The organism is Pseudomonas sp. nanlin1 (assembly GCF_045571515.1).
GTDB lineage: Bacteria > Pseudomonadota > Gammaproteobacteria > Pseudomonadales > Pseudomonadaceae > Aquipseudomonas.
The window spans coordinates 1,150,380-1,163,035 of record NZ_CP124218.1; the positions used below are offsets into that span (position 1 = coordinate 1,150,380).

General features: G+C 63.2%; 6 protein-coding genes and 1 pseudogene. 3 read left to right on the forward strand and 4 right to left on the reverse strand.

The features are described from left to right. Nucleotides 1-148: 148 nt before the first annotated feature. On the forward strand, nucleotides 149-4,048 hold the full coding sequence (gene purL, locus QCL65_RS05390) for a phosphoribosylformylglycinamidine synthase (protein ID WP_407315258.1): 3,900 nt from the start codon (nucleotides 149-151) through the stop codon (nucleotides 4,046-4,048). Nucleotides 4,049-4,066: 18 nt separating this feature from the next. Next, nucleotides 4,067-4,379, forward strand: a pseudogene (locus tag QCL65_RS05395) (NGG1p interacting factor NIF3). Between the two features lie 5 nt (nucleotides 4,380-4,384). Here QCL65_RS05395 and QCL65_RS05400 read toward each other — a convergent pair. From QCL65_RS05400 to QCL65_RS05415, 4 genes are all read right to left on the reverse strand, one after another. Next, entirely contained in the window at nucleotides 4,385-8,953 is a 4,569-nt protein-coding gene (locus QCL65_RS05400) for a hemagglutinin repeat-containing protein (RefSeq protein ID WP_407315259.1), read from the reverse strand. Between the two features lie 26 nt (nucleotides 8,954-8,979). After that, nucleotides 8,980-10,650 carry a ShlB/FhaC/HecB family hemolysin secretion/activation protein gene (locus QCL65_RS05405; protein ID WP_407315260.1) on the reverse strand — a complete coding sequence of 557 codons (1,671 nt, stop codon included), beginning with the start codon at nucleotides 10,648-10,650 and terminating at the stop codon, nucleotides 8,980-8,982. Between the two features lie 135 nt (nucleotides 10,651-10,785). Continuing rightward, nucleotides 10,786-11,313, reverse strand: a complete 528-nt coding sequence (locus tag QCL65_RS05410) for a murein L,D-transpeptidase family protein (RefSeq protein WP_407315261.1) — start codon at nucleotides 11,311-11,313, stop codon at nucleotides 10,786-10,788. Between the two features lie 19 nt (nucleotides 11,314-11,332). Next, a complete protein-coding gene (locus QCL65_RS05415) occupies nucleotides 11,333-11,893 on the reverse strand; it encodes an NUDIX hydrolase (protein WP_407315262.1) in 561 nt (186 codons plus the stop codon). Between the two features lie 165 nt (nucleotides 11,894-12,058). On the opposite strand from QCL65_RS05415, the gene QCL65_RS05420 reads away from it, so the two are divergent. Then, entirely contained in the window at nucleotides 12,059-12,655 is a 597-nt protein-coding gene (locus QCL65_RS05420; protein WP_407315263.1) for a CoA pyrophosphatase, read from the forward strand. Nucleotide 12,656 lies beyond the last annotated feature (1 nt).

Here is a 12,656-nt window from a genome sequence, read left to right on the forward strand (position 1 = left end):
CAAAGCCGGGCCAGTGCCATATCTCGACATAACGTAGGTTGTCTGCTAGCACGCTGTAGGCACTCGGCGTATTTGGGGTGCCCTGGCGCACGCTTTACGCTAGAATGCACGGCCTCCAAGCACACCCCCTTCCGAGGCTGTCCCGAAGATGTTGATCCTGCGCGGTGCTCCTGCCCTTTCTGCCTTTCGCCACGGTAAATTACTCGAGCAATTGAGCCAGAAAGTTCCCGCTGTCAGCGGTTTGTACGCTGAATTCGCTCATTTCGCCGAAACGCGCGGGGACCTGACTGCCGATGAGCAGCAGGTGCTGGCTCGCCTGTTGAAGTACGGCCCGAGTGTGCCGGTACAGGAACCCACTGGTCGCTTGTTCCTGGTCATGCCCCGTTTGGGCACCATTTCGCCGTGGTCCAGCAAGGCCAGCGATATTGCCCATAACTGTGGTTTGGCCAGCGTTGTGCGGCTTGAGCGCGGCATCGCTTTTTATGTGTCGGGTGATTTCAGCGATGCCCAGGCCCAGCTGATCGCCGACAGCCTGCACGACCGCATGACCCAAGTGGTGCTTGGCCAACTGGAAGAGGCCGCCGGGCTGTTCCGCCACGCCGAACCCAAAGCCCTGAGTGCCGTCGACGTGCTCGGCGGTGGCCGAGCGGCCTTGGAGCGCGCCAACGTTGAGCTGGGACTGGCCCTGGCCGAAGACGAAATCGACTACCTGGTCACCAGCTTCCAGGGGCTGGGGCGCAACCCTCACGACATCGAACTGATGATGTTCGCCCAGGCTAACTCCGAGCATTGCCGCCACAAAATCTTTAATGCCAGTTGGGACATCGACGGCCAGAGCCAGGAAAAAAGCCTGTTCGGCATGATCAAAAACACCTTCCAGATGCATGGCGAAGGTGTGTTGTCGGCTTATAAAGACAACGCCGCAGTGATTGTCGGTAATGTGGCTGGGCGCTTCTTCCCTAATCCTGAAACCCGCCAATACGGCGCGGTGCAGGAGCCGGTGCACATCCTGATGAAGGTCGAGACGCACAACCACCCGACCGCCATCGCACCATTCCCAGGGGCCGCCACCGGTTCCGGGGGCGAGATTCGTGACGAAGGCGCTACCGGGCGTGGCGCCAAGCCTAAAGCCGGCCTCACCGGTTTCACCGTGTCGAACCTGAATATTCCAGGTTTCGAACAGCCTTGGGAGAAGCCCTATGGCAAGCCCGAGCGTATCGTCACCCCGTTGGCCATCATGCTCGATGGGCCACTGGGCGGCGCGGCCTTCAACAATGAGTTCGGGCGCCCGGCGCTGACCGGTTACTTCCGTACCTTCGAACAAAGCATCAGCACCCCTCGCGGCGACGAAGTGCGTGGCTACCACAAGCCGATCATGCTCGCCGGTGGCATGGGTAATATCCGCGCCGAGCACGTCCAAAAGGCCGAGATCACCGTTGGCTCGAAACTGATCGTGCTCGGTGGCCCGGCCATGCTCATCGGCCTTGGCGGCGGCGCTGCCTCCTCCATGGCCACTGGCACCAGCTCGGCCGACCTGGATTTCGCCTCGGTGCAGCGGGAAAACCCGGAAATGGAACGGCGCTGCCAGGAGGTCATCGACCGCTGCTGGCAGTTGGGCGATGCCAACCCTATTAGCTTTATTCACGACGTCGGCGCGGGTGGTTTGTCCAACGCGTTCCCTGAACTGGTCAACGACGGTGGCCGTGGTGGCCGTTTCGAGTTGCGTAACGTGCCGAACGACGAGCCAGGCATGGCGCCGCTGGAAATTTGGAGCAACGAGTCCCAGGAACGCTACGTCATGGCGGTCGACGCCGCCGACTTCGAGCGCTTCAAGGCTATCTGCGAGCGTGAGCGCTGCCCGTTCGCGGTGGTGGGTGAAGCCACGGCCGAGCCACAGTTGACCGTCACCGACAGTCACTTTGGCAATAACCCGGTAGACATGCCCCTGGAAGTGCTGCTGGGCAAAGCGCCGCGCATGCACCGTTCGGCGGTTCGCGAAGCAGAGCTGGGCGATGACTTCGACCCTAGCCGGCTGGACCTTGCCGATTCCATCGAGCGCGTTCTGCACCACCCGGCAGTGGCCAGCAAGAGCTTTTTGATCACCATCGGCGACCGCACCATCACCGGCCTGGTCGCTCGCGATCAAATGGTTGGCCCGTGGCAGGTGCCGGTGGCCGACGTTGCCGTGACCGCTACCAGTTTCGACGTGTACACCGGCGAAGCCATGGCCATGGGTGAACGCACCCCGCTGGCGCTGTTAGACGCCCCGGCGTCCGGGCGCATGGCCATCGGTGAAACCCTGACCAACATTGCCGCTTCGGCCATCGCCAAGCTCTCCGACATCAAGCTGTCGGCGAACTGGATGTCCGCCGCCGGCCACCCAGGCGAGGACGCGCGCCTGTACGACACGGTCAAAGCGGTGGGCATGGAGCTGTGCCCAGAGCTGGGCATCACCATTCCCGTGGGCAAGGACTCCATGTCCATGAAGACCCACTGGAACGAAGACGGCCAGGACAAAACGGTCACCTCACCCCTGTCGCTGATTGTCACCGGCTTCGCCCCGGTGGTGGACGTGCGCCAGACCCTCACCCCCCAGTTGCGCATGGATAAAGGTGAAACGGACCTGATTCTGATCGACCTCGGCCGCGGGCAGAACCGCATGGGCGCGTCGATCCTGGCCCAGACCCACGGCAAGCTGGCACGCCAGGCCCCCGACGTGGATGACCCGGAAGACCTCAAAGCCTTCTTCGCGGTGATTCAAGGGCTCAACGCCGACGGCCATCTGCTGGCTTACCACGACCGCTCCGACGGCGGCCTGCTGACCAGCGCAGTGGAAATGGCCTTCGCCGGCCACTGCGGGCTGAGCCTGCACCTGGACACCGTCGCGCACACCCGAGAAGAAATCGCTGCGGTACTGTTCAACGAAGAACTCGGCGCGGTCATTCAAGTTCGCCAAGACGCCACGCCGCTGGTGCTGGCACAGTTCAGCGCCGCAGGCCTGGGCAACGACTGCGTCGCGGTCATCGGCAAGCCCCTGAACAATGGCGACATCGGCATTCACTACAATGGCCAAGAAGTGTTCGCCGGCCAGCGCCGCCTGCTGCAACGCCAGTGGGCCGAGACCAGCTATCGTATCCAGCGCCTGCGCGACAATGCCCAGTGTGCCGACCAGGAATTCGACGCTCTGTTGGAAGAAGACGCGCCGGGGTTGAGCGTCAAGCTCAGCTATGACGTCAACGACGACATCAGCGCGCCGTACATCAAGAAGGGCGTCCGCCCGCAAGTGGCCGTGTTGCGCGAGCAAGGCGTGAACGGGCAAGTGGAAATGGCCGCAGCGTTCGACCGCGCCGGGTTCAATGCCATCGACGTGCACATGAGCGACATCCTCGCTGGCCGGGTAGACCTCAACGAGTTCAAAGGCCTGGTGGCCTGCGGTGGTTTCTCCTACGGCGACGTGTTGGGTGCCGGTGAAGGTTGGGCCAAGTCGGCGCTGTTCAACAGCCGTGCGCGCGATGCCTTCCAGGGCTTCTTCGAGCGCCAGGACAGTTTCACCCTGGGCGTGTGCAACGGCTGCCAGATGCTCTCCAATCTGGCTGAGCTGATCCCGGGCAGCGAGTACTGGCCGCATTTTGTGCGCAACCGCTCCGAGCAGTTCGAGGCGCGCGTGGCCATGGTGCAGGTGCAAGAGTCCAACTCCATCTTCCTGCAAGGCATGGCCGGCTCCCGCATGCCTATTGCCATCGCCCACGGCGAAGGCCATGCGGAATTTGCCAATGAAGCCGCGCTGGTTGAAGCGGACGTGTCCGGTTGTGTGGCGCTGCGTTTCGTCGACGGCCACGGGAAGGTCACCGAAGCCTACCCGGCCAACCCGAACGGCTCGCCGCGCGGGATCACCGGCCTGACCAGCCGCGACGGCCGCGTGACCATCATGATGCCGCACCCGGAGCGGGTATTCCGCGCCGTGCAGAACTCATGGCGCCCGGATGACTGGGAAGAGGACGCCGCGCTCATGCGCATGTTCCGTAACGCCCGGGTGTGGGTCAACTGATCCCGAGGGGGCGAAGGCGTGTATAAGCTGGCGTTTTTCGTCCCTGCCGAGCAGTTGGAAACCGTCAAGGCGGCGGTGTTCGCTGCCGGCGGTGGGCGCATCGGTGCGTACGATTGCTGCGCCTGGCAAACCTTGGGTCAAGGCCAGTTTCGCCCCTTGCCCGGCAGTCAGCCGTTCGTGGGGCAGACGGGCAGGGTGGAGCAGGTGCAGGAGTGGAAGGTCGAGCTGGTGGTGGCCGATGCCCTGATCGAAGCAGTGGTGAGCTGCGCTCAAGCGCAGCCACCCCTATGAAACGCCGGCCTATGAAGTGTGGCGGCTGCTGGATTTATAGGTCGCTCAAGGCTGTTTGGCCTCTATGGTCGCCTCCAAGCGTTGCGAGTTGTTGAACCCCCCTGTACGAATCAAGCCCAGATCACTGCTGGCATTGTCACTCTTAGGCCGTCCGGCCGCATTCAGCAAACTTTCGATCAAGTCTTTTGGGGCATTGCTCAGGTCGATCCCGGCTTCTGCACGGTAGTCGGTGCCGCTGAGGGTGCTCTGCTGGGCCGGGCTACCGCCCAGGTCGACCTGCCCTTGACTGGATTTCAGCTGCGCGCCGACCAGGCGTGTGGCGCCGTCGACGTTCAGCACGATCGCATCGCGGCCCCTGAGGTGGCTGGTTTGGCCAGCCGTGTCGCGGTCGAACTTGGCCACCTCCAGGTTGACGCTGGGCGTCAGGCCGGTGTCCAGGCGTTTGATCTGCTCGCCGGCTTTTTCCTTCAGCTTGCCACCCAGCGGCCCGGCCAGGGCGCTGGCCCCGTTGAGTAAGCCCGAAGGGTTTTGCTCGCCGCTGAGTTTGCCGTCCACGCTGACCTTGACGCCGTTGACCTGGTCGCGAGGGCTGCTCACCAGCAAGTCGCCGCCGATCTGCCCGGCTATTCGTTGCGCGTCGATTTGTACGCCGGACAATTGCGTCTCCAGGCGGCTGTTTAAACCGACTTGCTCGGCGCGCAGGCGGCTGACTTCATGGGTAATGCTGTTCAACTGGTCGAGGTCGAGTTTGGCTCGACCATAGACCGCCGAGGCGCTCTTGCTCGGGTCTTCATGGCTACTGCCGTTCAGGCCCAGGCCCACGGCCACGGCTTTGTTGTTACGCCGTTCGGTGGACTGTGCGGCCTCCACCAAAGTGCCGCCCTGGCTGGCGTCTAGCTGCAGGTCGCCGCCGTTGGCCTGTAAGCCTTGGACGTGAATCGCCTCGGCGTGGCTCGCACCGCTGGCCAGTCGGGTGCTACCGCTGTTGTGCCATTGCGCGCCTTTTAGGGTGCGCGAGGCTTCGTCGGTCTGGCCCCATTCGACGTGCCCGCCCAGGCCTGCCCCTTGGCCCTGGCTGCCTTGGGCGGCGTTACGGCTGAAGGAGGCTTGCAGGCCGCCGCCATACCGAGCGCCATCGGCCTGGTGAGTATCGGTCGCCGCGAGCACCTCGACCCTACCGTCGGCAGAGCCTAGGTGAACATTGCCGGCTTTCTCGGTAGGGGCGCCAATGTGGCTGCCCTCAAGGCGTACGCCTTTTTTGCCAGTGAGCGAAACATCGCCCGGGGTCTGGAATTGGCCGACTACGGCTTGGCTGTCTTCACGGTGGCTACGTTCATAGGCGCCGATCGCACTGCCACCCATGCTTTTGCCGGCGGCCGGGCTAGTGCCGCCTTTGGCCCAGGCGCTGCCAGTGATCGTCTGCTCGCGCTGTTGCTGGCGGTTATTGGCCTGAACGAAGTCCAGTTTACCCTGCGCCTGGACCTGGATCGGGCCCTCGGTGGTTTTGAAGGCAGTGCCTTCATAGCGGCCGTCGGTGCCCAATTGCACCTGAATACCGGTCTTGCCCGAGAGGCTGCCGACCACCGCCGTGCTGCTGCTTTGGACCTTATGCTGGGAGCCGCCGCTGCCCACGATTTTGGCGTTGATATCGCTGCCCGTGTTGGTGTCCACGCGCAGGTTCGTGTCGGCTTCGACTCGCTCCAGGCGGCTGCTCTCAGTGTTTTCAGCAGCCTTGAGCAGATGTTGCCCAGCGTGGATCTGCACGGCGCCGGTGTCAGCGGTGTAGCGGGTGCCGGTGTCGCTCAAGGTGTTTTCCACGTCCACCGCCAGCGTGCCGCCCTTGATCTCGGCGACCTTCGCCGTGCTGGTGTCCTGGCCAGTGGCGCGGCCCACGTGGGCCACGCTAAGGTCGCCCCCCAGGCTCGGCGCGGCCAGGGCATCTTCGACGTTGGGCTGCTGAAAGCGGCTTTGGTCGCGCCCTTGCACGACTTTTTGAATGGGCCGGGTGAGGTCGGTGTACTCCCCGCTAAAGCCCAGGCTCACGGAGGTGTCCTGGCTGTCGTGGCGGGTGCTGCGGGTGTCGGCAACGGCGCGGTTGTCGACGTCGCGGGCTTTGATTGTGGTGGTGTTGGCCCCGGAGATGTGCGCCGCCTCGTTGACCAGGGTTTCGGCGCTCAGGGTCACCTGTTGCTTGGCGCTGATCTGCGTCGGCTTGGCGCTGCTGCGGGTGTCGCTTTCGGCACTGGCCTGGTAGCGCCCATTCAAGGCGCTGCCCAGGCGGTCGATCCCGGCGGTGACGTTCAGGCCGCCGCTGGCCGTGCTGGTTTGTTCCTTGGTTTGCTGGGCCTCGCGGCCGGCCAGTAGCTCAATGCGGGCGCCGCTCATTTCGACATTGCCCTGGGTCGCGGTTACCTTGGCGCTGTCCAAAATGACCTTGTCGCCACCCGCCAGGGTGACCGAGGCGCCCTCCAGCGAGCTAGGGTTAAGGGTGCGCTGGCTCTGCTGGCTGGCCTGGTGGCTGACCGCAAAATTGACCCCGGCCTCCCATTGCTTGGAGCCGTCCTTGCCGTCTTGGGCCTGTTTGGTTTCCCTGGCCAAAGCGTTGAAATCAGCCTGGCGGGCCTGGGTATCGATGCGGGTGTCGTCGCTGCTAGGGCGTACTTCAATGCCCTGGCCGGCCTGCACCGCCAACTGCCCCTGGGCGCTGGCGGCCGAACCGCGAATGGCGACGGTCTGCGGGCTGGTCAGGCGCAGGTTGGTTTGCGAGGCCACCTGGCTGGGGTGCTGGCGGGTCTGCTGCTGTTCTTTGGACGATTGGTCGGTGAATATCCAAGCGAATTTATTGTGCGCCCGGTCGCTGCTGCTATTGCGTTGCGCTTCGACGCCCTCGACCACCAGGTTGCCCCGTTCGCTGATGACCAGTGCGTCCTCTTTGCCCATCACCTTGCTGCCTTTGATAACTAAGTTGTCCGAGCGAACCTCCAGCTTGCCGTCGACCAGCAGTTCGCTGCCGTGGCGGGTGGTGCCAGACTCGTCGGTTTTCTCCCGTTTGCCGAAGAACGTCTGTTTCACCAGGTCGCCGCCGGCGCTATCGAAATGGCTCTCATCGACCAAGTCAGTGCTGTCGATCAGCACGCCGTTTTTGGCTTTCAATTGAGCGTCGCCGGTGCTTTTGACGCTACTGCCGAGCTGTTTGTAGCGGCCGCCGATTTGCAGATTGAGGCTTTGCCCCTCGACCTTGCTGGGCTCGACGGTTTCCTGGATCTGCCGATCGCTGCTATCGCGGCGCCACAAGTGCTTGCGGTGGTTGACGGTTTCCACCACCTCGGTGCGCCCGGTGGCCGCCACGATATCCAGGTCTGCGCCGGTCTTTACGCTGAACGGGCCCTCGCTGGTCAGGGTCGACCCCAATAGTCGACCGCCGCCGCCAGCTTCCAGCTCGACCCCTTCGCGGCCATGCAGGCGGCTGCCGGTGACCCGCGTATCGGTCTGGGTGCGGTCTTTGGCATATTCCTCAGTGGGAATAAACCAGGCGGACTTACTCCAGTTATCGTTTTTTTGCTGCACGCTCTTTTGCGTCACACCGTCGATGATTAGGTCTTTACCTGCTTTGACGCGCACCTGGCGGCCGTCGATCGACGTGCCACTGAGGTGTACATTGGCGCTGCTGAGAAGCTCCACATCGCGGCTGCCGCCCTTCATAAAGGCTTTGGCAATGCGCGTGCCAGCCCCGTCGCTAGCGGTTTGAATGATGTCGCCCCGTGCTTCGATTCGCACCCCATGCCGGCTCTCCAACTGGCTGCCGGGTAGGCGCACGCCAGCGCCTTCGGTGGTGCTGATGATACGGATGCGGTTTGCCCGCATGGCCCCGAATAGCTTTGCGTCCTGAGGCGGCAGCACAGCGCTGCTCGGTTTGATATCGCTGACGCTCAGGTCGGCATAAGCGACCCGCTGCTGCCCGAGGATGAGCTGGGTTTCGCCAGAGCTGTTAGCTGGCCCGCGTTTATCGATATACGGCGTGATCAGACTCAACGCTCCACCCGGGTTGCGCAGGCCTTCAGCACCGATCTCGAGCATGCCCGCAGCGTCTCGGGTGTTCAGGTGGGTCAGGCGGCCCTCGCTCAACTCGGGGGTGCCGACCAGAAACAGGCTGTGGGTGGCGTTGATCGCAGTGCCGCCGTTGATGCTGAAGCCATTGGGGTTGGCCAGGATGTAGTCGGCGGGGCGGCCAACAATTTCCTGTGGGCCGTTGACCCGTGAGAGGTCCTGGCCGATCACCTGGTTGAGAATAAGGTTGGCCGCCTGCCCGTGAAACTGTGGGTTGGCCTCGAGCTGGCCGGCCAGTTGCGAGTAGCCGGGCTGCAGGGCGTTATTGAGCACTACTCCGGCCTTATCGACGTTGTATTGCAAAAACATATTGTGGGAAAGGCCGTCCACCGGCGCCACGATATTCACGATGGGAACACCGTTGGTGGCGCCAATCTGCGCTGTGCCTCCGGGCCCGGGGGCCGCCTGCAGGGCATCGGCCGCACAGGCCAGGGAAGGGCTGAGCAAGGCCACGGAAATGGCCCAACGCAGTGGGTTGATAGCGAACAGGGGACTAGGTCGATGCATAGGGGTCTCTTTTATTGTTGTGTCGTTCAGTACTGCAGCGTCAGCTCCACCAGCCAAAAGCCGGGTTCCGGGCGCGCAGCGGCGTCGGTGAACAGTCCCTGTTGATAGTCGAGTTTGAGCGTACCTCCCAACCAGCCGAGGCTGGCGCCGGCACTGGCGCTGCCGGCGTAGCGTGTTTGTAGGGTTTTGGATTCATAGGTGTGCTGGCCCCAGCCCAGGTCGAAGCCCAAGTGCGGGGTCAGGCTCAGGCCTGGCGCCAAGGCCTGGGGGCTACGCCACGTTTGCCGCCACACCGCTGCGCTCGATGTCGCCAGCGTAGTGTCGCGAAACCCGCGCACACTGCCTTGGCTGGTCAGCGTGGCCTGTTCGGTGGCCGGTAGCGGGTCGGGGCTATATTGCAGCTCCAGCTGGTTATGCCATTGCAATGGCTGGCCCAGCACTCGGCCGCCGTGCAGGTGCTCGACACTGGCGCGGTATTTTTCGAAGCGCGGTTGCGGCGCACCGGGTGCGCTCAGGCGCGCCGAGGCCTGCCAGGCGCCCAGGCCGCGGGCATAGCCGAGGTAGCCACTCCACAGGCCATTGTCCAGGGTTTGCATTACGCTGATGCCGACCTCTGCCACGCTTGAGCGGACCTGTTGCACCGCCAGCGCAGGGCCGCTGAGTGCCGAGTCGACACTCTTGCGGTTGAGCCGCAGGCTGGCATTCCACAGGCTGTTCTGGTTGCGCCAGAGCGAGCGGCTCAGGCTCAGGCCCACATCTTCGGTCGTCGCCTGGGCAACGGCTCGACCACCGAGCAAATGCAACTCTTGCTCGCTGCGCGCCAGGCTGCTGGCCAAGGTCCAGGCGCCGTAGGGCAGGCTGTGGTGCACGAGCAACGATTGCGTACCTGAAGGGCGGTTGCCTCGGGTGCGGCCCAACATAACGACTAGCCCATCATTGAGGGCCAGGGGGCTGTCGACGCTCACGGCCAACTTGCCTTGGTGGCGGCCGCTCAGGGCGCGGCCGCCATTGTCGTAAACGGCACTCAAGCGCCAGAGCTTTTCTGGTTGGCGCGAGCGCACGACGATGCGCGATCCGCCGGCCAACTGGCCAGGTTCGATGTCGGCGGTGACGTCGAAGGCGCGCAACCGGTTTATCTGGTCGAGGCCGCGTTCCAGCTCACGCAGCTGCAATGGCGCACCCAGCAGGTCGGGAAACGCCGACTGCAGCGACACCCGCAGGTCGGGGTCCGCCAGCTCGATGGCCTCGACGAAGCCTTCGACGATGCGTATGTCCAGGCTTGCGCCAGCGCTGGGCGCCTGGGCCAGGTAGGCTCTGGCGGCAATATAACCGGCGTCCAAGTAGCGTTGCGTGAGCGCCGCCAACAGCTGGTTGATCTGCGCTACGCCCATGCATGCTTGCAGGTATGGCCGTGCGGCTGCCGCCAAGGGCGCTTGGCCCAGGCGCTGGTTGCCGCTGATCCGCAAGCCGTTGATGGCCAGGCAGCGCTGAGCCTGGGGCAACGGTGGGGCAGGGCGCGGTGGCGGCGTGGGGGCTGGCTGGCTGCGTTGCAACTGGCGCAAACGCTGGGTTTGCTCAATGCGCTCCAGTTGGCGCCGCTGCTCATCGGCGGCGCGCAGCGCCTCGTTGGCCGTGGTGGGTTCGGGCAGCAGGCTGAGGATGATTAATAACGCAACTGAAGAAGCACTGAAACGCATGGGAGAATAAAGCCCTGGATATCCAATCGGGTGGATTCTAGGCCTGGGTATTCCCGAATGAGTTAGTCCGTGTCCGCTCTGAGCGTAGGACCGAAGGAGAGACTTTGAAGGCTATTTCCTAGGACGTGGCACCGGTCAAGGCCGAATCTCGATCATGGTGCCGTCCTTGACCAAGTTCCAGACTTCGCGCATGTCGTCGTTTTTCATGGCAATGCAGCCGTCGGTCCAGTTCAGGGTATGGAAATACCACTCGGGGTACTCCTCGCTCACCGGCGTTCCATGGATCATGATCATGCTGCCTGGGTCGACCCCTTCGCGGCGGGCTCGCGCTGCATCACTGATATTAGGGTAGGAAACGTGCATGGCCAGGTTGAAACGTTCACTGACCTTGCGCCAGTCCAGCCAATAGAAACCCTCTGGGGTGCGTTTGTCGCCCTCGCGCTGCTTGGCCCCCTTGGGTTGTTTGCCCAGGGAAATGCGGTAGGTCTTGAGCGGTTCGCCACGGCTCATCAACTGCAACTGATTAGCCGACTTGAGCACCAGCACTTTGTCGATCAGTGGCGCACTCACCACCGCCGCGGTCGGCGGCACGATGGTTTGGGTAAAGGCTGCCGAGGCCGTGGAAGCGAAGCACAGGCAAAGCAGGGTCAGCAAGCAACGCATGAAGGCGGTATTCCTGGAATTAGGTCGACGGCGTGGGCAAAGTGCTGAGCAACGGTGGCAGGTACTCATTGCGGACGGGGAAGTGGTGCCCCGTACGGTCGGCGAAGAAGCATTCTAAAGTACGCCCCACGGTGCGGAAAGCCAGCTCGTCCCACGGAATATCGCTTTCGTCGAACAACTGCACTTCGAGGCTTTCAGGGCCGACGGCAAAATCGGTATCGGCCAGTTCTGCGCGGAAGAACACATGCACCTGGTTGATGTGGGGCAAGTCGAACAGGGTGTACAGGGCCAGGCCGGTGACCCGAGCGCAGGCCTCTTCGTCGGTTTCGCGGCAGGCTGCCTGCTCCAGGGTTTCACCGTTTTCCATGAACCCTGCGGGCAGGGTCCAATAACCCTTGCGCGGCTCGATGGCGCGTCGGCAAAGCAGGACCTGGCCCTGCCAGACTGGCACGCAGCCGGCGACGATGTTGGGGTTCTGGTAGTGAATGGTGTGGCAATGGTCGCAGACGAATCGCTCGCGATTGTCACCTTCGGGAACGCGCTGGCTGACGGCGTTGCCGCACTGACTGCAGAATTTCATGCTGGCTTTCCTAATGTACCGTGCGGGAAGTACGCTCCCTATCTTGGCGTGAGTCAGCGGCCCCCGCAAGCGGCCCGCTGCGGCATGTCTGCGTGCGACAGGGGGGGTTGGGCGACGCCCGGCTTTGGTGCATGATACAAAACAGTCAATGGACCGAGAGTCACCATGCTGGATGAGCTACTGCGCCGAGTGAGCAGCCATGTGCCGCGAACCCTGGAAACGGATCTACGTTTACCTGAAGCTGCGGTATTGCTGCCGATTACCCGCAGCGACCAGCCAGAGCTGATCCTCACCCTGCGCGCCCCCGGCTTATCGACCCACGGTGGCGAGGTGGCTTTCCCAGGTGGGCGCCGCGACCCGGAAGACCCCGACCTGATGTTCACCGCGTTGCGCGAGGCCGAAGAAGAAATCGGCTTGCCGCCCGGTCTAGTCGAAGTGATCGGGCCGCTGAGCCCGCTGATCTCCAAACATGGGCTGAAAGTCACGCCCTTCGTTGGCATCATCCCCGATTACGTCGAGTATCGCCCCAACGATGCGGAAATTGCCGCGGTCTTCAGTGTGCCGCTGGAGTTTTTCCGTCAGGACCCCCGCGAGCACACCCACCGCATCGACTACCAAGGGCGTAGTTGGTATGTGCCCAGTTATCGCTTCGAGGGCTACAAGATCTGGGGCCTGTCGGCGATCATGATCGTCGAACTGGTCAACCTGGTTTACGATGCCGACATCAGCCTGCACCGGCCACCGGTGCATTCCAGCGTTTAGA

Bases quoted from the DNA above. Each gene is read 5' to 3' on its own strand.
- QCL65_RS05410 (WP_407315261.1), bottom strand. From the start codon at position 11,313: ATGCGTTGCTTGCTGACCCTGCTTTGCCTGTGCTTCGCTTCCACGGCC.
- purL (WP_407315258.1), top strand. From the start codon at position 149: ATGTTGATCCTGCGCGGTGCTCCTGCCCTTTCTGCCTTTCGCCACGGT.
- QCL65_RS05415 (WP_407315262.1), bottom strand. From the start codon at position 11,893: ATGAAATTCTGCAGTCAGTGCGGCAACGCCGTCAGCCAGCGCGTTCCC.
- QCL65_RS05405 (WP_407315260.1), bottom strand. From the start codon at position 10,650: ATGCGTTTCAGTGCTTCTTCAGTTGCGTTATTAATCATCCTCAGCCTG.
- QCL65_RS05400 (WP_407315259.1), bottom strand. From the start codon at position 8,953: ATGCATCGACCTAGTCCCCTGTTCGCTATCAACCCACTGCGTTGGGCC.
- QCL65_RS05420 (WP_407315263.1), top strand. From the start codon at position 12,059: ATGCTGGATGAGCTACTGCGCCGAGTGAGCAGCCATGTGCCGCGAACC.